Source organism: Allobosea sp. TND4EK4, assembly GCF_900156025.1.
Taxonomy (GTDB): domain Bacteria; phylum Pseudomonadota; class Alphaproteobacteria; order Rhizobiales; family Beijerinckiaceae; genus Allobosea.
This window is the reverse complement of the sequence record NZ_FTMO01000006.1, coordinates 96167-121812: the sequence shown is the minus strand read 5'-3', so window position 1 is coordinate 121812 and position 25646 is coordinate 96167. Positions and strand designations below refer to the sequence as shown.

The following is a 25646-nucleotide window of genomic DNA, read 5'->3' as shown; positions in this document are numbered from 1 at the left end:
GTCCTTATCCGATGGCGGGGGCCGGCGCCGGAGCGGCGACCGCGGCCACGCGGGAGCGCCGGCCGAGCTTGCGCTCGCCGACGAGAAGCTGGATCAGCACGATGCCGAGCGCCATGAAGACGATCAGCGCCGAGGAATAGGCGATGGCGAGGCCGAACTCCCCCGCCTCGACGCGCCCGACGATATAGGCGGTGGAGAGGTTGTACTCGGCCGAGACCAGGAAGATCACGGCGCTGACCGCGGTCATCGAGCGCACGAAGGAATAGACCAGCGCCGAGACGAGCGCGGGCTTCAGCAGCGGCAGCACGACGCGGGTGAGCGTCGTGAAGCTGCGGGCGCGCAAGGTGGTGGAGGCTTCGTCCAGGCTCTTGTCGATCTGGGAGAGGCCCGCGATGCCGGAGCGGACGCCGACCGGCATGTTGCGGAAGACGAAGGCGATGACGAGGATCAGCCCCGTGCCGGTGATCTCGATGGGCGGCACGTTGAAGGCCAGGATATAAGCGACGCCGAGCACCGTGCCGGGAATGGCGAAGGAGAGCATCGTCGCGAATTCCAGCGCGGCGCGGCCATGGAAGCGCTGGCGGGTGAGCAGATAGGCGGTGAGCAGGCCGATCAGCGCCGTCAGCGGGGCCGAGATCGCCGCCACCTTCACCGTGGTGAAGAAGGACGACCAGGCCGAGCCTTCGAAGAAGAGGCCGTCGCTGACGTCGATGGCGAAGCCGGTGCGGTAATGCTCCAGCGTCGGGGTGAAGTCGCGGCCCATATTGCGGACGAAACCACCGACCAGGATGACGAGATAGATCACGACCGTCAGCAGCACCCAGGGCACGATCGCGGCTGCCGCCAGCCAGGTGATGCGGCGCGGCAGCGGCGTCGGCAGGCCCGCATCGCCCTTGCCGGTGACGGTGGTGTAGGAGCGGTTCCCGAGCCAGCGCTGCTGGATCCAGAAGGCACCGAGCGTGAAGGCGAGCAGGATGATGGCGAGCACCGCCGCCTGGCCCTGATTGTAGGAGGCGCCGACCACGGCGAAGAAGATCTTGGTCGAGAGCACCTCGAAATTGCCGCCGAGCACCAGCGGATTGCCGAAATCGGCCATGCTCTCGACGAAGCCGAGCAGGAAGGCGTTGGCGATGCCCGGCCGCAGCAGCGGCCAGGTCACGGTGCGGAAGGTCTGCCAGCGGCGGGCGCCCAGCGTCTGGGAGGCTTCCTCCAGGCTCGGCGCGATGCCCTGCACCACGCCGATCAGGACGAGGAAGGCGATCGGCGCGAAGGCCAGCACCTGCGCCAGCAGCACGCCCGGCAGGCCGTAGAGCCAGCGCGAGCGCGGGATGGCGAACCATTCGTAGAGCAGGGTCGAGATCGCCCCCGCGCGGCCGAAGAGCAGGATAAGGGCCAGACCGATGACGAAGGGGGGCGTGATGATCGGCAGCACCGTCAGCGCCCGCATGATCCGCTTGCCCGGCATGCCGGTGCGCAGGATCAGGAGCGCGCAGGCGAGGCCCAGCAGCGTGGTGATGACGCCGCAGAGGACGGCCAGCACCAGCGTGTTCCAGGCGACGCCGCAATTGGTGCCGCTGGTGACGCAGCCCAGCCCCCAGATGGTGGAATCGAAGAAGCGGGCAAAGAAGGCGGCCGGGGCGAAGGTGCCATCGGCCTCGATCAGCGCGCTCTTCAGGATGATCCAGACCGGGAAGAAGATGAACAGGCCGATCAGCAGGACGACGATGCCGATCGAGGAGGTGGTGAAGAGGTCGCCCCGGCACACGCCGCGATAGGCCAGCCCGTGGCAGAGCAGGAGCAGCAGGGAAAGCAGCGTCAGGAAGGCGCCGCCGCCCATGCCGCGCTGGGCCGCCCCCGCCCCGCCGAGCAGGGCGGCGAGGGCCGGCATGCCCTGATCCTTCAGCACGATGGCGAAGGCCTGGGCGAAGAAGAGCAGCATGCCGAGCGCGCCCGCCGCGATCAGCACCGTCGCGGTGCGGCGGCGGTTGGTGCTGCCGGCAAAGGCGGTCGCCGCGAGCAGGGCCAGCCCCGGCGGCAGCAGCCAGGGCGCCTGCCCCGACAGCGCGAGCGCCAGCGCGCTGCCGGCCTTGCCGAGCGGGTAGCCGGCGAGCCAGCCGAACCGGGTCAGCCCCATGCCCTCGACGAGGTACCAGGGCAGGAGCGCATAGCCGATCCAGCCGATCAGCAGCACGAGTCGTGTCGCCGGTGCCATGCTCGCTCGTTTCCCTCGCCCTCGCGCGGCGGACCGGTTGTCCCGGTTCTGGGGCCGCGAAGTTGTGTCCTGATATCGCCGCGCGGTCATCCCGGACGCAGCGCAGCGGAGATCCGGGATCCATGGCTGAAGCTTTACCGGATGCGCTCCGGCCTGGATCCCGGGTCAAGCCCGGGATGACGGCGGTGGTTCAGAGGTGAACCCGGCAACGTCATCGGAAGGTCTTGCCCCGATTACTTCGGCAGAGCCTTCACTTCCTTGTCCCACTTCGCCAGCAGGCGGGTGCGCTCGGCCGAGGAGCCGTATTTCACGAAGTCGTAGTCGATGAGCTTCATCTCGCTCATCTTCGGCGCCTGCGCCGGGATGGGCGCGTTCTTGTTCGAGGGCACCTGATAGGACTTCGCCGGGGCGGCCAGCGCCTGGGCGGCCGGGGTCAGGGCCCAGTCGTAGAACTTCTTGGCGTTGTCGAGATTGCGCGCGCCCTTGACGATCGACATCGAGCCGATCTCGTAGCCGGTGCCCTCGCAGGGGGCGACCGGCTTGATCGGGTCGCCCTGCACCGCGAAGACCACCGCGTCATGCACGAAGACGATGCCGACCGCCGTCTCGCCGAGGCTCGCCGCCTTGGCGGGGGCCGCGCCGGACTTGGTGTACTGGCTGACGTTCTTGTGCAGGGCCTTGAGGTAGTCGAAGCCCTTGTCCTCGCCCATCAGCTGCACGACGGTGGCGAGCAGGTTGTATGCGGTGCCCGACGAGTTCGGATCGGCGACCTGGACGTCGTCCTTGAGCTTGGCGTTGAGCAGGTCAGCCCAGCATTTCGGCTCGGGAACGCCCTTCTGCTTGATCAATTCGGTGTTGTAGCCGAAGCCGAGCGCACCGGCGTAGATGCCGATGGTGCGCTTCTTGGCGGCCTTCCACTGGCTGATCGCCCAGTCGTTCAGGTCCTTGTTCATCGGCGATTCGTATTCGGTGGTCAGGCCTTCCTCGGCCGCCTGCAGATGCGGGTCGCCGGTGCCGCCCCACCAGATGTCGCCGCGCGGATTGGACGACTCGGCCTTGAGCTGGGCGTAAATCTCGCCCGCGGACTTGCGGGTCATCGCGACCTTGATGCCGGTTTCCTTCTCGAAGGCGATCGACATGGCGCGGCACCACTCCTCCTGGACGCCGCAATACATGACGAGCGAGCCTTGCTGCGCCTGTGCCGACCCCGCGTGGAGAGCGACGCCCGCGGCGGCGGCGAGAAGCCCCGCCCTGAGCCAAGACCTGATCTGCATGATGAACCTCCCTGGAAGATGTCCGGCTTTTCGCCGGTTATCGTGAACCTGCGACGACTTGGTCGCCGAAATCAATCATATACGGTGCCGGCTAAGCGATCCCGGTGAGTTTGCCGAGCGGAGCGGCCAGTTCCGGCGTGCAGCAGAGGATCGGATTGCCCTTCGAGATGCCTTCGCCGGCGAAGAAGTCGTTGACATGGGCGCCGGCCTCCTCGGCGATGACGATGCCTGCCGCCACGTCCCAGGCATTGATGTGCAGCTCGGCATAGGCGTCGCTCGCGCCGTTCGCGACATGGCAGAGCCCGAGTGTGCCGGAGCCGGCCCGCCGGACGGCCGCGCCCGCGGCGTAGCAGCGCCCGATGATCTCGACATAGCGCTCGGCCGGAATGCGGGTCGACCAGCCGAGCTCGACCGAGGCGCGGGCGATGTCGCCGCCGCCCGAGACCCTGATCGGATCGCCGTTCAGCGTCGCGCCGGCGCCGCGCCTTGCGGCGAACACCTCGCCGAGGGCAGGGGCCGCGACGACGCCGATCTCCGGCCTGCGGTTGGCAAGGAAGCCGATCGAGATGCACCAGTTGCGGTCGCCATGGGCGAAATTGGCGGTGCCGTCGATGGGATCCAGAATCCAGACCGCGTCGGAAGCCGCGCCGCCGCCCTCCTCGCCGATGACCGTATCGTGCGGGAAGAGCAGGGAGAGACGCTCGCGCAGGAAGGCCTCCACCTTGCCGTCGGCGACGGTCAGCCAGTCCTGGGCGCCCTTCATGGTGGTGCCGAGTGTCTCGCGCCGGGTGAAATAGCCCATCGCCAGATGGCTTGCTTCCGCGGCGAGGCCGAGCGCCGCGTAATAGCGCAGGTCGCGTTCCGCGGATGTCATCGCCTGAGGGGCGCCCATCACTTCGTCTCCCCGTCGACGCGGACGGGCTGGCCGGTCTGCGCCGAGCGGGTCGCGGCATCGGCCAGGATCTGCGCCTTGAGGCCGTCGAGCCCGGTCGGCGACGCGGACACCTTGCCGTGGCAGGCGGCGAGGAAGGCGTCGAGCTCGGCGCGATAGGCGGCGGCGTAGCGCTCGAGGAAGAAGTTCTGCACCGGGTCGGCACGGAAACCGGAGGCAGTGGCACTTTCGACCGTGGTCTCGTGGATGTTGCCGGCGCGCAGCATGCCCTTGGAGCCGTGGACCTCGATGCGCTGGTCGTAGCCATAGGTGGCGCGGCGGGAATTGCTGATCTGGGCGATCTTGCCCGAGGCCGTCTTCATGACGACGGCGGCGGTGTCGGCGTCGCCGGCCTCGCCGATCGCCTTGTCGACCAGCGCCGAGCCCAGCGCGAAGACCTCGGCCGGCTCCTCGCCGAGCAGGAAGCGCGCCATGTCGAAATCATGGATCATCATGTCGCGGAAGAGCCCGCCCGAACGCTTGACGTAATCGACAGGCGGCGGCGAGGGGTCGCGCGAGATCACGGTGACGATCTCGATCTCGCCCGCCTCGCCGGCCCGCAGGCGCTTCTCCAGCGCGGCGAAGTTCGGATCGAAGCGGCGGTTGAAGCCGATCATCAGCGGCTTGCCGGATTGTTCGACCGTGGCGAGGCATCGGCGGATTCGGGCGGCATCGAGGTCGACCGGCTTCTCGCAGAACACGGCCTTTCCGGCCGAGACGGCCTGCTCGATCAGGTCGGCATGGGTGTCTGTCGGGGTGCAGATCAGCACGGCGTCGATGCCGGGATCGGCGAGGATGGCCTCGGTGCTCGTCGCCTTGGCGCCGGTCTCGGCGGCCAGCGAGGCCGCGGCCTGTTCCACCGCATCGGTCACCGCGACCAGCCTGGCGTCGCTGCGCGCGGCAACGTTCCCGCCATGGATGCGCCCGATGCGGCCGGCGCCCAGCAATCCGATCTTCATGGTCCGTCTCGTCCCGTCGTCATGTCGGCAACCGTCTGCCGTGTTTGGCCACGCGATTCTAGTCTCGCGCGCCGAGAATGTTCTGGTCGAAATCGATGTTGGCGCCGGTCATCAGGCCCGATTCGCCGGAAGCGAGATAAGCCACCGCCTTTGCGACCTCGCGCGGGTCGAGCAGGCGGCCGAAGGGCTGCGCGGCGGCGGCCTGCGCCAGCCAGCCTTCGCCGGCACCGTGCCTGAGCTTCATGATCGCATCCTCGCCGGGCGTCGCCATCCAGCCGATATTGAGCCCGTTGACGCGGATGCGGTGCTTCAGGAGCCCGTAGGCAGCGTTCTTCGTCAGCGCGGCGAGCGCCCCCTTCGAGACGCTGTAGGCGGCGAGGAAGGGCTGGCCGCCATGGCCCGACATCGACTGGATGTTGACGATCGCCCCCTCGGTCCCCTGCCGCTGCATCGCTTCGGCCGCATCCCGAATCAGGAAGAAGGGTGCGCGCAGGTTGACCGCCATGATGCGCTCGTACAGCTCGGGCGTGGTCTCGGTGATGCTGCCGCGATCGGTGTCGCCGGCGGCGTTGACGAGGATGTCGAGGCGGCCGAACGCTTCTTCGGCCGCCGGGACGATCTGACGCACGGCGGCGAGATCGGACAGATCGGCGGCCTGGAACAGAACCTCGCAGCCGGCGCCGCGCAGGCTCTCGGCCACCGCGTCCCCACGTGCGGCATTGCGCCCGGTGATGAGCAGCGCCCGTATGCCGCGCGCCGCGAATTCGCGGGCGACCGCTTCGCCCAGGCCCTGCGTGGCGCCCGTCACGATGGCGACCTTGCCGGTCAGCTCGCGCTGGAAGGCCCGATCCTCCACCTGCCGCTCCTCCCGATTGTCTGGCAGGTTTATTTTATGACCCTGCTATATGGAATAAACATTCCATCATTGGAGTCGAGCGTCAAGCTGCGCGCGCACCCTCCCCCGGGTTTCGCGATGCCTGCTTTCCAGTCATCCGATGGGGCGTTGGGCCATGCAGATGCGCCCTGAGCCTGAAGCGACGGCAGGCGCGGCCCGTTCCATGGGCAGGTCCGCCTGCCGCGCCTGGGCGCCCGGCGCGCCCGCTGAGCCGACCCCGCCGAGGCGGCTGCCGAATTTCAATCCCATGACACCCCCTGCGCCAAAAAGCTGCGGAGAGCAATAATTTGCGGCAATACAACCAAATTCTGATTCAAATTTTCGTCTGTTTCGCGATTTTATGGCTATTTCTTGCGCCTTCCCTGATGGGATCGATTGCGCTTTGCACGTCGGCCCCGACTTGCCGCGCTGCACAGTTGACGCTTTTGTTGGCACATGCCTTGCTGAGGCGTTCAACGATAAGACGGCGTGAAAGCGCCGGGGAACTGTTTGCGGCCTAACGTTAGTGGAGGTTTCTCGATGAAAGACACCGAGATCCGCGGCTTGATCGCGGATGTGAAGGAGGGCTCGCTGTCGCGGCGTTCCTTCATCAAGAGAATGGCAGCCGTTGGGATCGCGGCCCCGATCGCCAGCCAGATCCTGGTCTGGAACGACGTCGCGATGGCGAATGCCACGCTGCCATACAAGCCGACCAAGGCCGGCGGCGCCGGCCCGCTCAAGATCCTGCTCTGGCAGGCGCCGACGCTGCTCAACCCGCATTTCGCCTCGGGCACCAAGGACCAGATCGCGTCCCGCATCTTCTACGAGCCGCTCGCCGGCTGGGACAAGGAAGGCAACCTCATCCCCTGCCTCGCCGCCGAGGTTCCGACCAAGGCCAATGGCGGCCTCTCGGCCGACGGCACCACCGTCACCTGGAAGCTGAAGCCGGGCGTCAAGTGGCATGACGGCAAGCCCTTCACCGCCGACGACGTGGTCTTCACCTGGCAGTATGCCAAGGACCCGGCGACCGCCGCCTACACCACCGGATCCTACAAGGACATCAAGGTCGAGAAGGTGGACGACCTGACCGTGAAGGTCGTCTTCACGCAGCCGACGCCGTTCTGGGCCGACCCCTTCGTCGCCACCGTCGGCCAGATCCTGCCGAAGCACCGCTTCGCCGATTATGTCGGCGCCAAGTCGCGCGAGGCTCCGGACAATCTGAAGCCGATCGGCACCGGCCCCTACAAGTTCACCGACTTCAAGCCGGGCGACATCCTGACCGGCGAGCGCTTCGCCGACTACCACATCAAGAACCAGCCGGCCTTCGACTCGATCGAGGTCAAGGGCGGCGGCGACGCGGTCTCGGCGGCGCGCGCCGTGCTGCAGACCGGCGAATACGACTATGCCTGGAACCTGCAGGTCGAGGAGGAAGTCCTCAAGCGCATGGAGACCGGCGGGCGCGGCAAGACGAGCGCCGTGGCCTCGGGCGATATCGAGTTCATCATCCTCAACACCACCGATCCGAACACCGAGGTCGATGGCGAGCGCTCCAGCGTCAAGACGAAGCACCCGACGCTGTCGGACCCGGCCGTGCGCAAGGCGATCAACCTGCTGATCGACCGCGACTCGATCCAGAAGTTCATCTACGGCCGCGGCGGCACCGCCACGGCGAGCTTCGTGAACGAGCCCAAGCAGTTCAAGTCAACCAAGCTGAAATACGAGTTCAGCATCGACAAGGCGAACAAGATCCTCGACGAGGCCGGCTGGAAGAAGGGCTCCGACGGCGTCCGCGAAAAGGACGGCAAGAAGCTCAAATACGTCTACCAGACGTCGATCAACGCCCCGCGCCAGAAGACCCAGGCGATCATCAAGCAGGCCTGCCAGAAGGCCGGCATCGAGCTGGAGCTGAAGTCGGTGACGGCGTCGGTGTTCTTCTCCTCGGACGTGGCGAACCCCGACACCTACACCAAGCTCTACTGCGACATGGAAATGTACACCACGACGCAGCCGCAGCCGGACCCGGAGCGCTTCCTCAACCAGTTCACCTCCTGGGAGATTGCAAGCAAGGAGAACAAGTGGCTCGGCCGCAACGTCTCCCGCTATTCCGATCCGGAGGCTGACAAGGCCTACAAGGCCGCGCAGGGCGAACTCGACCCCGCCAAGCGGGCCGCGTTGCTGATCAAGGTCAACGAGATCTTCTGCGAGGCCAACGTCATCCTGCCGCTGCTGTCGCGTACCCGCGTCGCTGCAGCGGCGAACAACCTGATGCACGACCATTCGGGCTGGGACGTCGATAGCTGGAACATCGCAGCCTGGTACCGGACCTGACCGAACTTGCGCTCCCCGCGATGCCCACGGCATAGCGGGGAGCCTGTTCCGGAAGCCCGCCCGCGGCCTGCCGCGGACGGGCATTTCCTGTAGATCGTCAGGCCTCGTCACTGGCGCGACGCCAGCGATCTGTGGCTTTGTCGGCCTTCCGAACCGATCGTCGAGCGAAGTTCGCTCTGCGGTCGGTGCTTTCAGCGTTCAGTTTGCGGCCCTGCCGCGCATTCGAGATCATTCATGGCGACATATCTGATACGGCGGCTTCTCATCGCCATTCCAAGCCTGCTCGGCATCAGCCTCATCCTGTTCACGGTGCTCGCGCTCGCGCCGGGCGACCCCTTTTCCGAGATGGCGACGAATCCGAACGTGCCACCGGAGGTCCGCGAGGCCATCCGCGCCAGCTTCGGCCTGAACGACCCGATCCTGGTGCGCTATCTGCGCTGGCTCTCGGCCATGGTGCAGGGCGACTGGGGCTTCTCCTTTGCCAGCCGCATCAATGTCGACACGCTGATCCTGCAGCGCCTGCCGACCACGCTCTTCGTCGTCGGCTCCTCGCAGATCCTGGCGCTGTGCGTGGCGCTGCCAGTCGGCATCTACGCGGCGACACGGCCCTATTCGGTGTTCGACCAGATCGCCAACACGCTGGCTTTCGTCGGCTTCTCGCTGCCGACCTTCTTCACCGGCCTGCTCTTCATCCTGATCTTCTCGGTGTCGCTGGACTGGTTTCCCTTCGTCTACCGCTCCGACATCGCCGCGACCGGCTGGCGCTGGTACTGGGAGATGTTCCGCCAGGCGATCATGCCGATCACGGTGCTCGGCCTGTTCCAGGCGGCGTCCTATACGCGCTATGTGCGCTCCTCGGTGCTCGACGTGATCCGGCTGGACTACGTCACCACCGCCCGCGCCAAGGGACTGAGCGAGCGCAAGGTCACGCTGCGCCACATCACGCGCAACGCGCTGATCCCCGTCGTCACGCTCGTCGCGCTGCAGATGCCGGCCGTGTTCGGCGGCGCGCTCGTCACCGAGCAGATCTTCCGCGTCCCCGGCATCGGCTCCCTGCTGATCGACGCGATCCTCGCCAACGACACACCGGTGATCATGGCCGTGACCTTCGTGTTCGCCTGCCTGGTGGTCCTTTTCAATCTCATTGCGGATGTCCTTTATGGCTGGCTCGACCCTCGCATCTCCTTCAGTTGATCCCGTGGTCGCGGCCCCGGCCTCGGCCCCGGTTTCGCCGGGGCGCGAGACCTGGCGCCGGTTCCGGCGCCACAAGCTCGCGATGATCTCGACCTTCGTGCTCGCCTTCCTGGTGCTCGGCGTCGTCATCGGGCCCTGGCTGTGGCCGATCCCGATCAACGACATCGACTTCTCGGCGCAGCTTCACGGCCCGAGCTGGGAACACCCGCTCGGCACCGACGATCTGGGCCAGGATATCCTGGCGCGGATGATGTATGGCGGGCGCATCTCGCTCGCCGTCGGCCTCGCCGCGATGATCGTCGCGACGATCGTCGGCGTCATCATCGGCGCCTTCGCCGGCATGTCGCGCAAATATGCCGATCCCGCGCTGATGTGGGTGACGGACCTGTTCCTGTCGCTGCCGCAGCTGCCGCTGCTGCTGCTGGTGATCTATCTCTTCCGCGAGCAGCTCAAGGCGCTGTTCGGCGTCGAGGGCGGGGTCTTCGTGCTGATCGTCGTCGTCATCGGAGGCCTGCGCTGGATGCCCGTCGCCCGTCTGGTGCGGGCGCAGTTCCTCTCGCTGCGCGAGAAGGAATTCGTCGAGGCGGCGCGCGCGCAGGGCGCGACCAAGCTGCGCCAGATGGTGGCGCATATCCTGCCAAACGCGCTCGGCCCCGTGATCGTCGCCGCGACGATCGAGGTTTCCGCCGCGATCATCGCCGAATCGACCCTCTCCTTCCTCGGCCTCGGCTTCCCGCCGGACATCCCGACCTGGGGTCGCCTGCTCTTCGACGCGAAGGACCACCTCGATTCCGCGCCGCACTGGGCGCTGTTCCCCGGCGCCTCGATCTTCCTCACCGTGCTCTCCATCAACTTCATCGGCGACGGCCTGCGTGACGCGCTGGACCCCCGCCGCGTCATCTGATCCAGAGAAGGAATGCTCATGACCTCTCCGATCCTTTCCGTTTCGAACCTGACAACGTCCTTTCGCGTCGACGGGCGGTGGAAGTCGGTCGTCCGCAACATCTCCTTCGACATCAAGCCGAAGGAGACGCTGGCGGTGGTCGGCGAATCCGGCTCCGGCAAGAGCGTGACCGCGCTCTCGATCATGCGCCTCACCCCGCCGCAGTCGAGCAAGATCGAGGGCTCGATCAAGCTCAACGGCAAGGAGTTGCTGACGCTGCCGGATTCCGAGATGCGCCACATCCGCGGCAACGAGATCGCGATGATCTTCCAGGAGCCGATGACCTCGCTGAACCCGGTGCTGACCATCGGCTTCCAGATCGCCGAGGCGCTGATCCTGCATCGCGGCCTGTCGCGCTCGGAGGCCGAGGCCGAGACCGTGCGCCTGCTGGAGAAGGTCCGCATTCCCGCGGCGAAGTCGCGCTTCCACGAATATCCGCACCGCTTCTCGGGCGGCATGCGCCAGCGCGTGATGATCGCGATGGCGCTGGCCTGCAAGCCGAAGCTGCTGATCGCCGACGAGCCGACCACGGCGCTCGACGTGACGATCCAGGCGCAGATCCTTGAGCTGATCAAGACGCTGCAGGACGAGGAGGGCATGTCCGTCCTCTTCATCACCCACGACATGGGCGTCGTTGCCGAGATCGCCGACCGCACGGTGGTGATGTACAATGGTGACGAGATCGAGACCGGCGCGACCGAGGAGATCTTCCACAACCCGCAGAAGCCCTACACCAAGTCGCTGCTCTCGGCCGTGCCGAAGCTCGGCTCGATGCTCGGCAAGGCCCGCCCGATGCGCTTTCCGGTCGTCGATCGCCTGACCGGCGAATCCGACGTGCCGACCGAGACGCCCGACACCGTCCAGGCGGCCGAGCGGCCGGTGCTGGAGGTCTCGGGCCTGACCACCCGCTTCGAAATCCGCGGCGGGCTGCTCTCCTCGGTTCGTGGCCGCGTCCACGCGGTCGAGAACGTCTCCTTCAGCCTCAAGGCCGGCGAGACGCTGGCGCTTGTCGGCGAATCCGGCTGCGGCAAGTCGACGACCGGCCGCTCGGTGATGCGCCTGATCGAGCCGCTGGCCGGCTCGGTGCTGCTCGACGGCGTCGACGTGCTGAAGCTCAGCCAGCATGACCTGCGCGAGCAGCGCAAGCGCATGCAGATGATCTTCCAGGACCCCTTCGCCTCGCTCAACCCGCGCATGAATGTCGGCACCGCGATCGCCGAGCCGCTGCTGATCAACAACCTCGCCAGCCGCTCGGAAGCGCGCGACAAGGTCGCCGATCTGCTGAAGCGCGTCGGCCTCTCGCCCGACATGTCCAACCGCTTCCCGCACGAGTTCTCGGGCGGCCAGCGCCAGCGCATCTGCATCGCCCGCGCGCTCGCGGTCGAGCCGCGGCTGATCGTGGCGGACGAGGCGGTCTCGGCGCTCGACGTCTCGGTGAAGGCGCAGGTGGTCAACCTGATGCTCGACCTGCAGGCCCGCATGGGGCTGGGCTATCTCTTCATCAGCCACGACATGGCGGTGGTCGAGCGCGTCAGCCATCGCGTCGCGGTGATGTATCTCGGCGAGATCGTCGAGATCGGCCCGCGCGTCTCGATCTTCGAGAACCCGCAGCACCCCTACACCAAGCGCCTGCTGGCGGCCGTTCCGGTCGCCGACCCGGCGCGGCGCCTCGTCAAGCGCCCTGTCTCGAACGACGAGATCAAGAGCCCGGTCCGTGCTCCCGACTACGAGCCGCCGGTGCGCCAGTATCGCGAGGTCTCGCCCGGCCACGCCGTGATGGTCTGGGGCGAGGAGTGGGAGAAGAAGGAGCCGGCGGCGGTCGCCGCCTGAGCCTTCCCGCTTCGCAAACATCGACCCGCGGTGCAGGCCGCGGGTTTTTTATTCGGCGGAGGGGTTCGAGATACCGGGCATGCGCCTCTTCACCCGGCCGTAACCTTAATTTCCGATACCGGGCGGTGGACCACTGCCGGGATTCCGCCATGCTCGACCGACGCGCTTTTTCCCTCTCAGGGCTGACGGCCATCGCCGCCGGGCTCGGCGCCTGCTCGTCGGGGAGCGTCACCGCGCTGCGCAGCACGCCACCAGCCGAGCGGCGCAGCTCGCGCACGCTGTCCAGGCCGAATTACGCCGAGGTCTACGCGGCCTATCCCGGCGAGCGCTTCCCGATCTTCGCGGTCGATTACGGCAGGATCGATCCGCGCTATCTGCGCCAGACCGTGGAATTCCCCTGGCGGGAACCTCCGGGCTCGATCGTGGTCGATCCGGGCTCGTATCATCTCTATTTTGTCGAGTCGCTCGGGGTTGCGACGCGCTACGGCGTCGGCGTCGGCCGCGAAGGGTTCGGCTGGGCCGGCGCTGCGCGCATCAACATGAAGCGGGACTGGCCGGACTGGGTGCCGCCGCGCGAGATGGTCGAGCGCCAGCCCGAGATCCGCGCCCAGCTCGAACAGACGCCGCGAGGCCTCGGTGTACGCGGCGGTCCGAAAAGCCCGCTCGGCGCGCGCGCCATGTATCTCTTCGGCGAGGGGCGCGACCTCGGCTACCGCATCCACGGCACGCTGGAGCCCGAGACCGTCGGCTCGAACGTGTCGTCAGGCTGCGTCCGGATGATCAACCAGGACATCGCGCATCTCTATGCGCGGGTCGCGCTCGGCACCCCCGTGACCGTGCTGGCGGCATAGCCGGGCCGTGCGGAGATGCTGCCGCGCCGTCAGCGCGACATCATGTCCGCGCCACCGGCGGCGATGCCTGCGGCTTTCCTCGGGCGCCGCGGTTTCCCCGGTTGCTCAAGCACGCTAAGGCTGCGGACGATGCGACAACGGGGGTCGGTCGACGATCGATGATGGCGTTCTGCCGAAAGCTGAGGCGGATCGGGGGGCCGGAGCTTCTGCTGCTCCTCGCCTTTTCCGTGCTCGCCCGCTTCATCGGCCCCGTCATCGGCGTGCCGCCGCGCGAAGGCTTCATCCCGCTCTGCTCGGGTACCGAGATCATCTATCTCTCGCTCGGCCACGGCGAGGACGGCCCCCCCGCGGCGCCTGCGGACGCCGACAAGCGACAGCCGGGCGACCACGTTCCCTGCCCCTGGCTCGGGCCGCTGCTGGCGCTGCTGCCGCTGCTCGTCGTTCTGGCACTGCCTGCTTGCCGCCCCCAGTTGCCGCAACCGCGGCTGGAAGGCGGCTTCGGGTCGGCACGCACCCTCAAGCCCTTCCATTCGCGCGGGCCACCTCTCCTCTCAGCCTGAAACCGCACAGGGCCGAATGCGCTTCGGCCGGTTCCTTCACGCTGAATTCGAGGTTGTTTGCATGTCTTCCACGTCTCGCGGCGGGGCTCTCGGCTCCGTGCTCTATCGCGCGCTCTGGCGCTGGCATTTCTTTGCCGGACTTCTCATCCTGCCCTTCGTGATCCTGCTCGCCGTCACGGGCTCGATCTACCTGTTCAAGAACACGATCAATGACGGGCTGCACGGCGATCTGCGCCTCGTCACGCCGCAGCCCAGCCCCGCAAAGGCACCCTCCGAGCTGGTCGCCAGCGCGCTTGCAGCCCATCCCGGATCGCTGCGCGGCTACAATCCCGCCCCGGCCCCCGACCGCTCGGCCGAGGTCAGGATCCTGGGCTCCGACGGGCTGAAGGACACGGTTTATGTCGACCCCTATTCCGGCAGGGTGCTCGGCAGCCTTTGGGATGCGGGGGCGGCCGGCTCCCCCGCCATGTACACCGTGCGCAAGCTGCACAGCCTGAAGTCGGCCGGCTGGGCGGCGGAGCGGATCATCGAGGGCGTCGCCGGCTGGATGGTGCTGATGACCGCATCCGGCCTGTATCTGTGGTGGCCCCGCGGACAGAAGGGCGGCATCGTCTCGGTGCGGGGCACGCCCGCCAAACGCATCTTCTGGCGCGATCTCCACGCCGTGACCGGCCTTCTCGTCGGCGGCTTCATCGTCTTCCTGGCGATGACGGGCCTGCCCTGGTCGGGCTATTGGGGCAAGAAATTCTACAGTTACTCCTACGCCCTCGGCCTCGGCATGCCGGACGGCTACTGGGACAAGTACCCGGTCTCGACCGTGCCGCTGAAGGAGGTGGTCGACCGCGCGCCCTGGGCGATCGAGAACCAGCCGGTGCCGCTCTCGCGCGCCTCTGCCGGCGTCCCGGCCAAGCTCGACGACGTCGTCCGCACGCTGGGCAGGATCGGCATGGCGCCGGGCTATGCGATCAACATTCCGACCAAGCCGGACGGGGTCTTCACCGCCTCGGTCTATCCCGACGACATCCGGCAGGAGCGGGTCGTACACCTCGACCAGTATACCGGCCAGGTGCTGTTCGACATGGGGCTCAGCGATCTCGGGCCGCTCGGCCGGATGGCCGAATGGGGCGTCAGCATCCATATGGGGCAGGCCTTCGGCCTCGCGAACCAGTTGGTCCTGCTGGCGGCACTGGCCGGCATCGTCCTGCTGTCGGTGTCAGGTTGCATCATGTGGTGGAAGCGCCGTCCGGCCGGCGGGCTCGGCGCGCCGACCCTGCCCGCCGGGAACACGGTGCCGCTTCCGCTTCTGGCGCTCGCGCTGGCCACCGGCGTGTTCTTCCCGATGGTCGGCCTCTCGATGCTCGCCTTCCTGCTGATCGAAGGCGCGAGCTACGGGATCCGTAACTTGCGGACGGCATGAGGCAGAGCCGGCCCGGGCCGATACGCCCGGGCCGGCACCCCTTTCGATTCAATCCGGAATCCGCTGCCAGTCCGCCAGCCAGGCCGCGGCCGAAGCGTCGCTCGGCGCGCGCCAGTCGCCGCGCGGGGAGAGCGAGCCGCCCGACGAGACCTTGGGGCCGTTGGGCATGGCCGAGCGCTTGAACTGGCTGGTTTCGAAGAAACGGCGGATGAAGACGCCGAGCCAGCGCTTGATCACCGGCAGCTCATAGGCGAGGCGCCGGGCCTCCTCCATATGAGGCGGCCAGGTGCCGACCTCCGCGTCGCCCCAGGCCTTCTCGGCAAGGAAGGCGATCTTCCCGGGGCGGAAGCCATAGCGCGTCGTATAATAGAGGTTGAAGTCCTGCAGCGCGTAGGGGCCGACGAAATCCTCGGTCTTCTGCGCCGGCTCGTCGCCCTCCCCCGGCACCAGCTCGGGCGAAATCTCGGTGCCGAGGATGTCGAGCAGGACGTCCGAAGCCTCCTCGCCGACGCGGCCGGACTGGGCCACCCAACGGATCAGATGCTGGATCAGCGTTTTCGGGACCGAGCCGTTGACGTTGTAATGGGACATCTGGTCGCCGACGCCATAGGTGCACCAGCCCAGCGCCAGCTCCGAGAGATCGCCGGTGCCCATCACCAGCGCGTTGTGCTTGTTGGCGAGGCGGAAGAGCACCGAGGTGCGGGCGCCGGCCTGCACGTTTTCAAACGTGATATCGTAGAGCGGCTCGCCCTTGGCGAAGGGATGGCCGATATCGACCAGCATCTGCCGGCAGGCCGGCGTCATGTCGATCTCCTCGGCCGAAACGCCGAGCGCCCGCATCAGCCGCCAGGCCTGGTCCTTGGTGCCCTTGCTGGTGGCGAAGGCGGGCAGCGTATAGGCAAGGATGTTCTGGCGCGGCAGGCCGAGCGCATCGAAGGTATGGGCCGCGACGAGCAGCGCCTGCGTCGAATCAAGGCCTCCGGAGACGCCGATCACCACCTTCTCGAGCTTCGTTGAGGCGAGCCGCTGGCGCAGGCCGTGCGACTGGATGTTGTAGGCCTCGAAGCAGAGCTCGTTCAGGCGGGCATCGTCGCTGGGGACGAAGGGGAAGCGCTCGACGGCGCGGGCAAGACCAAGATCGCTCCCCCGATCCGGATTCAGCTCGAATCCGACGCGCCGGAAGGCGAGCTTCTCGCGATGGGCGTCGATGCTGTCGCCGAAGGTGTTCTGGCGGATGCGGTCCATCACCAGCCGCTCGAGGTCGATATCGGCGAGGATCAGCTCGGGATCTTCGGCGAAGCGCTCGGCCTCTGCGAGAAGCGCCCCGTTCTCGTAGATCATCGCCTGCCCGTCCCAGGCGAGATCGGTGGTGGATTCGCCCGTGCCGGCGGCGGAATAGGCATAGGCGGCGATGCAGCGCCCGGAATGGGCCTTGCACAAGGCATGGCGCCATTCCGACTTGCCGATGGTGACGTTGGAGGCCGAGAGGTTGAGCAGCACGGTCGCGCCCGCGAGCGCCCCGTAGGAGGAGGGCGGGATCGGCGTCCAGACATCCTCGCAGATCTCCATATGGACGACGAAGTCGGGCAGATCGGTCGCAGAGAGGAGAATATCCGTGCCGAAGGGCACGTCCTGGCCGCAGAGTTCGATGGTGAGCGCCCCTGCCCGCTCGCCGGGCGCGAACTGGCGGCGCTCGTAGAATTCGCGGTAGTTCGGCAGGAAGGTCTTCGGCACGGCGGCGAGGATGCGGCCGCGATGGATCGCGACCGCACAGTTGAACAGCCGCCCCTCCACCCGCAACGGTGCGCCGACGACGGCAACGCAGGCGAGCGTCCGGCTTTCCTCGACGAGGCGCGCGAGCCCGGCCTTCACCGCGTCCAGCAGCGGGTTCTGAAGCAGGAGATCGTCGATCGCGTAGGCGCTGATCCCGAGTTCGGGGAAGAGGCACAGCGAGGCGCCGGCCTCGTCCGCCTTCTGCAGCATGGCGAGGGTGCGCTGCGTGTTGAAGGCGGGATCGGCCACCTTCACGCGGGGCGCCGCGCAGGCGACGCGAACCAGGCCGTGCTCGTGGATGTTGCGGAAGCCCATGGATACTCCGTCTCGCCGTCCCCGCTTATCGCGCAGGGGCGGGGGCACTAGCAAGGCGGCGCGGCGCGCGGCGGCGTCTTGCTCCCGGCATGGTTGATCGTCGCATGCCCGCGCGATTGCCGTGTCATGGCGGCAGGCGCTATCCCTCATCGCCTGAGAGCGGCCCAGCCGCCGATCCGGGAAACGCCATGTCCGATGCCAAGCCCGCCGCAGACCGCCGCCTGATCGGCCGCTTCGACCATGTCGTGATCGGCGCCGGCTCGGCCGGCAGCGTTGTCGCCAGCCGTCTCGCCGCCAACCCCAGCCACAAGGTGCTGGTGCTGGAGGCCGGCGGCAAGGACGACTGGATCTGGCTGCACATCCCCGTCGGCTATCTCTACGCCATCGGCAATCCGCGCGCCGACTGGCTGTTCAAGACAGAGCCGCAGGCGGGCCTGGGCGGGCGGGCGCTGGCCTATCCGCGCGGCAAGGTCGTCGGCGGCTCCTCGGCGATCAACGCGATGATCTACATGCGCGGGCAGGCGGCCGATTATGACGGCTGGCGCCAGCTCGGCCTGACGGGCTGGGGCTGGGACGACGTGCTGCCCTATTTCCTGAAGCATGAGGACCATATCGCCCCGCCGCCCGGCGGCCTGCACAAGGCGGGCGGGGAATGGCGGGTCGAGAATCCGCGTGTGCGCTGGGCGATCCTCGACGCCATCCGCGACGCGGCGGAGGCGGCCGGCATCGCCAAGATCGCCGACTTCAACACCGGCGACAACGAGGGCTCGGCCTATTTCCAGGTCAACCAGCGGCGCGGGCGCCGGCTCAGCGCCTTCAACGCCTTTTTGAGGCCGCTGCTCGACCAGCGCGACCGCGACAATCTGCGGGTGGAGACGCGGGTGCATGTCGAGCGCGTCGTGTTCGAGCAGGGCCGGGCCGTGGCCGTCGAGTTCACCCATGGGCTGGGGACGCCGAGCGAGGAGAAGCTGAGGGTCGAGGTGGAGGGCGAGGTCGTGCTGTCGGCCGGCGCCGTGGCCTCGCCCCTGCTGCTGGAGCGCTCGGGGATCGGCGCCGGCGAGCGGCTGCGCTCGCTCGGGCTGGATGTCATCGTCGATGCGCCCGGCGTCGGCGAGAACCTGCAGGACCATCTGCAGATCCGGCCGGTCTACAAGGTCCAGGGCATCCGCACGCTGAACGGCGACTATGCCAGGCTCTGGCGCCGGCCGTTGATGGCGCTGCAATGGGCGGCGCTGCGCTCGGGCCCGCTGACCATGGCGCCCTCGCAGGTCGGCGCCTTCGTCAAATCCTCGCCCGACTATGCGACGGCCAACCTGCAATATCATTTCCAGCCGCTCTCGCTCGACAGCTGGGGCTCCGGGCTGCACCCCTTCGACGCGTTTACGGCGAGCGTGTGCAATCTCAGGCCGACAAGCCGCGGCAGCGTGCATCTGCGCTCGCCGGACCCGCGGGACATGCCGGTCATCTCGCCAAACTATCTCGATACCGAGGAAGACCGGCGGGTCGCGGTCGATGCGCTCAAGCTGACGCGCCGGATCGTGGCGCAGGCGCCGCTTTCCCGCTACCGGCCGGAGGAGCATTCGCCCGGCCCCGCGGCACAGTCGGACGAGGACCTGCTGGCGGCGGCAGCCCAGCTCGGCACGACGATCTTCCACCCCGTCGGAACCGTGAAGATGGGCCGCGACGACGACCGGATGGCGGTGCTGGACGAGCGGCTGCGCGTGCGCGGCGTCAGCGGCCTGCGGGTCATCGACGCCTCGGTGATGCCGGCGATCACCTCCGGCAACACCGCCAACCCGACGATGATGATCGCGGAGAAGGGCGTCGCGATGCTGACGGAGGATGGGCGGGGGTAAGTTCATCGCTTGTCGCCGGCAGTCCCGTCATCCCGGGAGGAGCGAAGCGCAGACCCGGGATGACGACGCATCAAGGCTGCGACCTTAGCCACGGCCTTGAAACGCCCCGAATCCGCGCTCTACATTTCGATCGCATGCCCGAGCCCCTGTCCTTCCCGCCCCCGCCGAAGCGCGGCCCCGTCCTGCGCGGCCTGCTGGCGCTGCTGCGCGGCGTGCTGACCGTCTTCGTCGTCGTCGACGAGCTGCTGCGGCCGCTCTACCGGCCGCTGCTGCGGTGGATCGCGGGCTTGCGCGTGATGAAGCGGCTGGAGGAGACGGTCGCCGGGCTGCCGCGGCCGCTCGTGCTCGTCGCGCTGGCTGTTCCCTTCGCCATCGCCGAACCGCTGAAGATCTTCGGCCTCGTCCTGTTCGCGCGCGAGCAGTTCTGGGCGGGTCTGGCCGTCACCGCCTTCGCCCATCTGATGAGCTTCGTCTTCGTCGAGCGCATCTATGAGGCGGGCCGCGAGAAGCTTCTGAGCTATCCCTGGTTCGCCTGGATCATGGGGCAGGTCGTGCGCGTGCGCGACCGGGTTCTGGGCTGGGTCCGGGCCACCGCCGCCTATGGCTTCGCGGTGCGGGTGCGCGACAGGGCGCGCGACTGGTGGCGGACGGTCTCCGCCTGAGGCTCAGGCCTTCGCCGCCCGGGCGAGCGCGAGCAGGGCCGCCGCCGCCAGAGCCGAAATGGCCGCGAGCAGCAGCGTCGAGGCCGAGACGCCCGCCCGCTCCAGGCTGACTGCGAAGACGAGCGGCGCCGCCGCCTTGATGACCAGGCCCGGCGCCGAGAGCCGGCCCATCATCGCGCCGAAGCCGACCGGGCCGAAGAGCTGCAGCGGCACCGTTCCGCGCACGATCGAGCTCAGCCCCATGCTGATGCCGAAAGCGACCGCGAAGGCGCCGGCCACGAGCGGGACCGCCCCGCCGGCGAGCAGGAGCAGGAGACCGACCGGCATCAGGCAGGCCGAGACCCAGGCCGTCGTCACAGGCGGCACGGCGCGGCCGAACAGCATCTCGACGAGGCGGCCCGCCACCTGCGAAGGGCCGAGCATCGCGCCGATCGCCACGGCGACCGAGCCGGCAAGGCCGAAGCCGCGCAGCAGCGTGAGCATGTGCACCGCCATGGCCGAGACCACGAAGCCCTGCAGCGAGAAGGCGAGCGCCAACAACAGGAAGGCACGGCGGCGGACGGGGCCCGTCAGATAGTCCACCTCCTCCGGCACCGCATTGGCGGCGGCCACGCCGGCCTGCTCGACAACCGGCCGGCGCACCCGCCCGGGCAGCAGGAGCAGATGCAGCGGCGCGCAGACCAGGATCTGCGAGAGCCCGTAGAGCCGGTAGACGCCGCGCCAGTCGAGCCAGGCGAGAAGCGCGCTGGTGAGGGGCCAGAACAGGGTGGAGGCGAAGCCGCCGATCAGCGTGAGCTGGCTGATGGCACGGCGCGCCTGCCCGCCCCGCGCCTGCGTCAGGGCCGCGAAGGCAGCATCGTAGAACACGGCGGTGGTCACCGCCTGCAACGCCACCATCGCCGCGACGTAGCTTGCCAGGCCCTGCGCCTCAGCAAGGACGATCAGGGACAGCCCCGCCAGGACCGATCCGACGGTCATGACGAGCCGCGTGCCGTGGCGGTCGATGAGGCTGCCGGTCAGCGGCGCCACGGCCCCGCCGAGAAGGAGCCCGGCGGCGAAGCCGCCGAAGGTCCATTCCGGCGGCCAGCCGAATTCGGCGGTGATACGCGGCGCGAGCACCGTGAAGGCGTAGTAAAGCGCTCCGTATCCGAAGACCTGGGTCACGCCCAGAGCGGGAATCAGCAGCGGGCCGCCGGGGCGGAGCGGGCGGGCCGGCATCGTGATCCTCAGACGATCGGGTTGCGCAGGACCGGTTCGCCGCGGCGAAAGCGGGCGAGATTGTCGAGCAGCAGGTCGATGACGTTGCCCTCATAGGCGCGGGTCTCGCCGGCGCTGTGCGGCGTGACGATGACCTGCGGGAGGACCCAGAAAAGCGAGGCTGCCGGCAGCGGCTCCTCGTGGAAGCAGTCGAGCCCGGCACCGGCGATGCGGCCGGCCTTCAGCGCCTCGAGCAGCGCGGCCTCATCGACGACGCGGCCGCGCGCGACGTTGATCAGGACTGCGGACGGCTTCATCGCCGCGAGGATCTCCGCGTCGATCAGCCCTTCCGTCTCCGGTGTCAGCGGGCAGGTCAGCGCCACGACATCCGCCTGCGCCACCACCTCGGCGAGCTGGTCCGGCCGCACGACCGCCTCGACATGGTCGGCCGGCTCCGGGCTGCGGCGCACGCCGATGACGCGCATGTCGAAGGCGCAAGCGAGCTTCGCCAGCCGCAGCCCGATGCGGCCAAGGCCGACGATGACGAGAGTCTTGCCGCCGAGCTCGTCCTCGCGGCGGGCGCGGTCGCCGATCATCGGGCGCCACTGCCGGGCGGCCTGGTTGTCCCGGCCGAGATGGAGCTGGCGGGACAGGGAGAGGATCAGCGCCATCGCATGCTCGGCCACCGCCCGCTCGTTGCTGCCCTGCGCGCTGGCGAGCCTGACGCCCGCGGCGGCGAGCGCGGCCTTGTCGAACTGGTCGGTGCCGGCGCTGATCGACTGGATGAAGCGCAGCTTCGGCAGGGAGGGCAGCAGCTCGTTGCGCCACAGGCCGGAGACGACGAGCACATCGGCCTCCGGCGCCCGTGCCCTGAGATCGTCGAAAGTCCGGACCTCGAAGCTCTTCGCCTTGAGGCCGCGCGCGAGATACTCGTCCCGCATCTGATAGGCGGCATGGGCGAAGCCGATGGTGAGCGCCTCGTCCCCGGGCAGGAAGGCCATGCGTGTCGTGCTCCTCGTTCGTCGACGGCGGCAATGCTGGGCCGGCGCCGATCCGGCCCAACCTCGCACGCAAATCTCATGCGCCGCGAGTGGCTCCCAGCGCATCCGTGTCCAGCGCCGCCTGCAGGCGAGACCACTGCGCCTCATCCCCCGGCAGGCCGAAACGCAGGCGGCGCGGCGCGTCGCGGAAGCGGCGGACATAGATGCCGCTACGCCCGAGGCGGGCGAAGAGGGCGGGGGCCTGCGGCGTCTCCAGCAGACGGAACAGGCTCGTGCCTCCGACGACATGGCCATGCGGGGACAAAAGCGCGTCGAGCCGGGCTGCATCCCGCGCGCGGGACGCAGTGGCGCCGGCCAGCCAGGCAGCGTCGCTCAGGGCGGCGGCGCCGACCGCCAGAGCCGGCCCGGCGACCGCCCAGGGGCCCAGGGCCGCGCAAAGCCTCTCCGTCAGCTCGGGCGCGGCGATGGCAAAGCCGAGCCTGACCCCGGCAAGGCCATAGCTCTTGCCGAAGGACCGCAGGATAACGGCGCCAGGCGGGAGCGCGGAGACGAGGCTGGCCTCCGGCACGACATCACAGAAGGCCTCGTCCACCACCAGCAGGCCACCACGGGCCGCACAGAGCGCGGCCTGCCCCGCGAGCGCCTCCCGCGACAGCAGACGGCCATCGGGATTGTTCGGATTGACGACGATGACGGTCGCAGCCTCACCCGCCCCCTCCAGCGTCGCGACCTCCCTCACCGCGAAGCCGCCTTTTCGCCAGGCATGGGCGTGCTCGGCATAGGTCGGCCCCAGCACGGCGACGGGCCCGCTCGGCGCCAGGCGCGGCAGCAACCCGATCAGGATCTGCGTGCCCGGCGCCGCGACGATGCCCGCGGAGCTGGGGACGCGATAGGCGACGCGCGCGGCGGCGAGCAGCGCCTTTTCCTCCGCGGCACCGGGAAGCCGCGCCCACAGGCTTAACGGCAGCTCCGGAAGCGGATAGGGGATCGGGTTGATGCCGGTGGAAAGATCGACCCACGGCTCGGGCGCCTCCGGAAACAGCGCGCGGGCCGCGGCGAGGTCCCCGCCATGCCAGATGCCCTGATCAGCCGCTCCTGCCTCAGCCACGCTCACCCGTCCTCGCCCCGCATGAATCTCGCCGACAGCCTGCCGCTTCTCCTGCTCGCCCTCGTGGCGGAGGCGGCGTTCGGCTATCCGCAGGTGCTCTACTCTGCCATCGGCCATCCCGTCACCTGGATCGGCGCGCTGATCGGGTGGCTCGACCGCGGCCTGAACCGGGAGACGGCCTCCTTCGCGTGGCGCAAGACAGCGGGCGTGCTGGGCCTTGCCATCCTGCTCGTGGTGACGATCACGCTCGCGGCGGCGGTCCAGTGGCTGGTCCTGACGGCGGGACCGCTCGGGCTGGTGCCGCTGGCGCTCCTCGCCTCGACGCTGCTCGCCCAGCGCAGCCTGCACGAGCATGTAACGCGTGTCGCCGAAGGATTGGAGCAGGACGGTCTGGACGGCGGGCGGGCGGCCGTGGCGATGATCGTCGGGCGCAATCCCCGGACGCTCGACGAGCCCGGCGTGGCGCGCGCCGCGATCGAGAGCCTGGCGGAGAATTTCTCGGACGGGATCGTCGCGCCCGCCTTCTGGCTGGGCTTCGCAGGCCTGCCGGGAATAGCCGCCTACAAGGCGATCAACACCGCCGATTCGATGATCGGCCACCGCACCCCGCGCCATCTCGCCTTCGGCTGGGCGGCGGCGCGGCTCGACGATCTCGTCAACCTTCCGGCCTCGCGGCTGACCGCGCTGCTGCTGATCGGCGCGGCCGCGCTCGATCGCGATGCCGATGCATGCGGCGCCTGGCGCGCCGTGCGGCGGGACGCGGGCCGGCACAAATCGCCCAATGCCGGCTGGCCGGAAGCGGCGATGGCCGGGGCGCTCGGTCTCAGGCTGGCCGGCCCGCGCGTCTATGGCGACACCCCTGTCGACGACCACTGGATGGGCGACGGGCGGGCGCAGGCCCATGCCGGAGACATCCGCCGGGCGCTGGGGCTGTACCGGAAAGCCTGCGGGCTGCTCTGGGGGCTGGCGGCGGCGGGGGCCGTGGCCGCGCTAATGGCGAGCCGCTGAGCGGACGCAGCGCTTACCGATCCCTCACAGATGGCTGGAATGGCTCCATTCCGCCGCAGGAGGCCGCCTTGGGCACGCATGTGACGACCGACGACGACGTCGTCCGCGCCGCCGAAAAGCTGGCGCAGGAGCAGAACCGCAGCATCGGCGAGGTGATCTCGGAGCTGGCCCGCAGCGCGCTACCGCAAACGGAGATCGAATGCCGCAACGGGATCCCGCTGTTGCCGCGGCGGCCCGGCGTCGTCGTCACGCTCGAAATGGTGAATGCGCTCCGCGACGAAGAGCCGTGACTTATCTGCCCGACATCAATGTTCTGATCGCGCTGATCGATCCTCAGCATATCCATGCTTCGGCGGCCCATGAATGGTTCGCGGCCACTGGCCATCGTTCCTGGGCGACCTGTCCCCTGGTTGAGAACGGCACGATCCGGATCCTCGGGAATCCTCGCTATCCATTTCCGCAGGCTCAATCGTCCCCGCAGGGGTGGCACGCATTCTGGGAGAACTGCGCCGCGCGCCCGGCCACTGTTTTTGGCCGGACTCGATCAGCCTGCTGGACGAGCCGCTGGTCGAGTTGCCGCAACTCATTCATTCCCTGCATGTGACCGATACCTATCTCCTCGCGCTCGCCGTCTCGAAGGCGGCCGGTTGGCCACCTTCGATGCGCGGCTCGCGGCAAATCCCGTCCGCGGCGGCGCAGCGGCTCTGCATCTGATTCCGCAGAGCTGAAGCCGTTCAGAACTCGATCCCTTCCTGCGCCTTCACGCCGGCGGCGAAGTGGTGCTTCACCAGCGTCATCTCGGTGACGAGGTCGGCGGCGGCGATCAGCTCCGGCTTGGCGTTGCGGCCGGTCACGACGATGTGCAGGTCGGGGCGGCGGGCGCTCAAGGTCTCCACGACCTCGGCGAGCGGCAGATAGTCGTAGCGCAGGGCGATGTTGAGTTCGTCGAGCACGAGCAGCCGGATCTCAGGGTCGGCCATCAACTCCCTGGCCTTGCCGAAGGCGCGGGCGGCGGCGGCGATGTCGCGGGCCTTGTCCTGCGTCTCCCAGGTGAAGCCCTCGCCCATGCTGTGCCAGTCGACCTGCCCCGGAAAGGCCGCCAGCGCCTTGCGCTCGCCGGTCTCCCAGGCGCCCTTGATGAACTGCACCACGCCGACGCGCCAGCCATGGCCGAGCGCGCGCAGCATCAGCCCGAAGGCGGCGGTGGACTTGCCCTTGCCCGGCCCGGTGTTGACGATCAGCAGGCCCTTCTCGAGGGTCTTTCCGGCGACCTCGGCGTCCTGCACCGCCTTGCGCTTCGCCATCTTGGCCTTGTGGCGCGCGGCGTCTTCGGTGTCCGTCATTCTTTCGCTC

At 68.5% G+C, this 25646-nt stretch carries 21 protein-coding genes and 1 pseudogene; 12 read left to right on the top strand and 10 right to left on the bottom strand.

All coding sequences use genetic code 11. The annotated features are described in order from the left end of the window. Positions 1–4: 4 nt before the first annotated feature. The 5 genes from BW981_RS12880 to BW981_RS12860 all read right to left on the bottom strand — a co-directional run bounded on the left by BW981_RS12880 (position 5) and on the right by BW981_RS12860 (position 6232). Positions 5–2212: an ABC transporter permease gene (locus BW981_RS12880; protein ID WP_076439735.1), complete on the bottom strand. Its 2208-nt coding sequence runs from the start codon at positions 2210–2212 to the stop codon at positions 5–7. A 233-nt stretch (positions 2213–2445) separates the two neighbouring features. Beyond that, positions 2446–3486, bottom strand: a complete 1041-nt coding sequence (locus tag BW981_RS12875; protein ID WP_076439734.1) for an ABC transporter substrate-binding protein — start codon at positions 3484–3486, stop codon at positions 2446–2448. A 91-nt stretch (positions 3487–3577) separates the two neighbouring features. Then, entirely contained in the window at positions 3578–4378 is an 801-nt protein-coding gene (locus BW981_RS12870) for an inositol monophosphatase family protein (RefSeq protein WP_244560310.1), read from the bottom strand. After that, complete coding sequence (gene iolG / locus BW981_RS12865) at positions 4378–5376, bottom strand: inositol 2-dehydrogenase (RefSeq protein WP_076439732.1); 999 nt, start codon at positions 5374–5376, stop codon at positions 4378–4380. The genes BW981_RS12870 and iolG overlap by 1 nt, the downstream gene beginning before the upstream one ends. A gap of 58 nt (positions 5377–5434) precedes the next feature. Further along, positions 5435–6232, bottom strand: coding sequence for an SDR family oxidoreductase (locus BW981_RS12860; protein ID WP_076439730.1), 798 nt, complete (start codon positions 6230–6232; stop codon positions 5435–5437). 558 nt (positions 6233–6790) lie between these two features. Here BW981_RS12860 and BW981_RS12855 point away from each other — a divergent pair. From BW981_RS12855 to BW981_RS12825, 7 genes are all read left to right on the top strand, one after another. Then, complete coding sequence (locus BW981_RS12855; RefSeq protein ID WP_076439728.1) at positions 6791–8578, top strand: peptide ABC transporter substrate-binding protein; 1788 nt, start codon at positions 6791–6793, stop codon at positions 8576–8578. A gap of 234 nt (positions 8579–8812) precedes the next feature. Next, positions 8813–9772 carry an ABC transporter permease gene (locus BW981_RS12850; protein WP_076439726.1) on the top strand — a complete coding sequence of 320 codons (960 nt, stop codon included), beginning with the start codon at positions 8813–8815 and terminating at the stop codon, positions 9770–9772. Beyond that, the gene (locus BW981_RS12845) at positions 9738–10676 is read left to right on the top strand and encodes an ABC transporter permease (RefSeq protein ID WP_076439724.1); all 939 of its coding nucleotides are present in this window, start codon (positions 9738–9740) and stop codon (positions 10674–10676) included. The genes BW981_RS12850 and BW981_RS12845 overlap by 35 nt, the downstream gene beginning before the upstream one ends. Positions 10677–10694: 18 nt before the next feature. Continuing rightward, positions 10695–12545, top strand: a complete 1851-nt coding sequence (locus BW981_RS12840; protein WP_175624119.1) for an ABC transporter ATP-binding protein — start codon at positions 10695–10697, stop codon at positions 12543–12545. A gap of 149 nt (positions 12546–12694) precedes the next feature. Beyond that, a complete protein-coding gene (locus tag BW981_RS12835) occupies positions 12695–13396 on the top strand; it encodes a L,D-transpeptidase (RefSeq protein ID WP_076439722.1) in 702 nt (233 codons plus the stop codon). A gap of 161 nt (positions 13397–13557) precedes the next feature. Beyond that, positions 13558–13956: a hypothetical protein gene (locus BW981_RS12830; RefSeq protein WP_210188666.1), complete on the top strand. Its 399-nt coding sequence runs from the start codon at positions 13558–13560 to the stop codon at positions 13954–13956. Positions 13957–14017: 61 nt separating this feature from the next. Beyond that, positions 14018–15373: a PepSY-associated TM helix domain-containing protein gene (locus BW981_RS12825; RefSeq protein ID WP_076439920.1), complete on the top strand. Its 1356-nt coding sequence runs from the start codon at positions 14018–14020 to the stop codon at positions 15371–15373. Positions 15374–15421: 48 nt separating this feature from the next. On the opposite strand, the gene BW981_RS12820 is transcribed toward BW981_RS12825, so the two are convergent. Next, positions 15422–17461, bottom strand: a complete 2040-nt coding sequence (locus tag BW981_RS12820) for an NAD(+) synthase (RefSeq protein ID WP_076439718.1) — start codon at positions 17459–17461, stop codon at positions 15422–15424. Positions 17462–17649: 188 nt separating this feature from the next. On the opposite strand from BW981_RS12820, the gene BW981_RS12815 reads away from it, so the two are divergent. Further along, positions 17650–19317: a GMC family oxidoreductase gene (locus tag BW981_RS12815; protein WP_076439716.1), complete on the top strand. Its 1668-nt coding sequence runs from the start codon at positions 17650–17652 to the stop codon at positions 19315–19317. Between the two features lie 134 nt (positions 19318–19451). Continuing rightward, on the top strand, positions 19452–19979 hold the full coding sequence (locus BW981_RS12810; RefSeq protein WP_076439715.1) for a hypothetical protein: 528 nt from the start codon (positions 19452–19454) through the stop codon (positions 19977–19979). A 3-nt stretch (positions 19980–19982) separates the two neighbouring features. On the opposite strand, the gene BW981_RS12805 is transcribed toward BW981_RS12810, so the two are convergent. The 3 genes from BW981_RS12805 to cobD all read right to left on the bottom strand — a co-directional run bounded on the left by BW981_RS12805 (position 19983) and on the right by cobD (position 23285). Next, entirely contained in the window at positions 19983–21197 is a 1215-nt protein-coding gene (locus BW981_RS12805) for an MFS transporter (RefSeq protein WP_076439713.1), read from the bottom strand. Positions 21198–21205: 8 nt separating this feature from the next. Then, on the bottom strand, positions 21206–22177 hold the full coding sequence (locus BW981_RS12800; RefSeq protein WP_076439712.1) for a D-2-hydroxyacid dehydrogenase: 972 nt from the start codon (positions 22175–22177) through the stop codon (positions 21206–21208). 76 nt (positions 22178–22253) lie between these two features. Continuing rightward, on the bottom strand, positions 22254–23285 hold the full coding sequence (cobD, locus tag BW981_RS12795; RefSeq protein ID WP_076439918.1) for a threonine-phosphate decarboxylase CobD: 1032 nt from the start codon (positions 23283–23285) through the stop codon (positions 22254–22256). 21 nt (positions 23286–23306) lie between these two features. Between cobD and cbiB the strand changes: the two genes are divergently transcribed. The 3 genes and pseudogenes from cbiB to BW981_RS12780 all read left to right on the top strand — a co-directional run bounded on the left by cbiB (position 23307) and on the right by BW981_RS12780 (position 25021). Next, positions 23307–24293 carry an adenosylcobinamide-phosphate synthase CbiB gene (gene cbiB / locus BW981_RS12790; RefSeq protein WP_076439710.1) on the top strand — a complete coding sequence of 329 codons (987 nt, stop codon included), beginning with the start codon at positions 23307–23309 and terminating at the stop codon, positions 24291–24293. Positions 24294–24361: 68 nt separating this feature from the next. Then, positions 24362–24583 (top strand): hypothetical protein, encoded by a 222-nt coding sequence (locus BW981_RS12785; protein WP_076439708.1) that lies wholly within the window; start codon positions 24362–24364, stop codon positions 24581–24583. Further along, a pseudogene (locus BW981_RS12780) lies at positions 24580–25021 on the top strand (TA system VapC family ribonuclease toxin). Before BW981_RS12785 ends, BW981_RS12780 begins: the two are co-directional and overlap by 4 nt. 6 nt (positions 25022–25027) lie before the next feature. On the opposite strand, the gene cobO reads toward BW981_RS12780, so the two are convergent. After that, positions 25028–25636: a cob(I)yrinic acid a,c-diamide adenosyltransferase gene (gene cobO / locus BW981_RS12775; protein ID WP_076439917.1), complete on the bottom strand. Its 609-nt coding sequence runs from the start codon at positions 25634–25636 to the stop codon at positions 25028–25030. Between the last annotated feature and the right edge of the window lie 10 nt (positions 25637–25646).

Coding starts and splice junctions, on each gene's coding strand:
- BW981_RS12880 (WP_076439735.1), bottom strand. CDS start 2,212: ATGGCACCGGCGACACGACTCGTGCTGCTGATCGGCTGGATCGGCTAT.
- BW981_RS12845 (WP_076439724.1), top strand. CDS start 9,738: ATGGCTGGCTCGACCCTCGCATCTCCTTCAGTTGATCCCGTGGTCGCG.
- BW981_RS12800 (WP_076439712.1), bottom strand. CDS start 22,177: ATGGCCTTCCTGCCCGGGGACGAGGCGCTCACCATCGGCTTCGCCCAT.
- BW981_RS12805 (WP_076439713.1), bottom strand. CDS start 21,197: ATGCCGGCCCGCCCGCTCCGCCCCGGCGGCCCGCTGCTGATTCCCGCT.
- BW981_RS12870 (WP_244560310.1), bottom strand. CDS start 4,378: ATGGGCGCCCCTCAGGCGATGACATCCGCGGAACGCGACCTGCGCTAT.
- BW981_RS12855 (WP_076439728.1), top strand. CDS start 6,791: ATGAAAGACACCGAGATCCGCGGCTTGATCGCGGATGTGAAGGAGGGC.
- cbiB (WP_076439710.1), top strand. CDS start 23,307: ATGAATCTCGCCGACAGCCTGCCGCTTCTCCTGCTCGCCCTCGTGGCG.
- BW981_RS12830 (WP_210188666.1), top strand. CDS start 13,558: ATGGCGTTCTGCCGAAAGCTGAGGCGGATCGGGGGGCCGGAGCTTCTG.
- BW981_RS12810 (WP_076439715.1), top strand. CDS start 19,452: ATGCCCGAGCCCCTGTCCTTCCCGCCCCCGCCGAAGCGCGGCCCCGTC.
- BW981_RS12815 (WP_076439716.1), top strand. CDS start 17,650: ATGTCCGATGCCAAGCCCGCCGCAGACCGCCGCCTGATCGGCCGCTTC.
- BW981_RS12875 (WP_076439734.1), bottom strand. CDS start 3,486: ATGCAGATCAGGTCTTGGCTCAGGGCGGGGCTTCTCGCCGCCGCCGCG.
- cobO (WP_076439917.1), bottom strand. CDS start 25,636: ATGACGGACACCGAAGACGCCGCGCGCCACAAGGCCAAGATGGCGAAG.
- BW981_RS12825 (WP_076439920.1), top strand. CDS start 14,018: ATGTCTTCCACGTCTCGCGGCGGGGCTCTCGGCTCCGTGCTCTATCGC.
- BW981_RS12835 (WP_076439722.1), top strand. CDS start 12,695: ATGCTCGACCGACGCGCTTTTTCCCTCTCAGGGCTGACGGCCATCGCC.
- iolG (WP_076439732.1), bottom strand. CDS start 5,376: ATGAAGATCGGATTGCTGGGCGCCGGCCGCATCGGGCGCATCCATGGC.
- BW981_RS12840 (WP_175624119.1), top strand. CDS start 10,695: ATGACCTCTCCGATCCTTTCCGTTTCGAACCTGACAACGTCCTTTCGC.
- BW981_RS12850 (WP_076439726.1), top strand. CDS start 8,813: ATGGCGACATATCTGATACGGCGGCTTCTCATCGCCATTCCAAGCCTG.
- BW981_RS12820 (WP_076439718.1), bottom strand. CDS start 17,461: ATGGGCTTCCGCAACATCCACGAGCACGGCCTGGTTCGCGTCGCCTGC.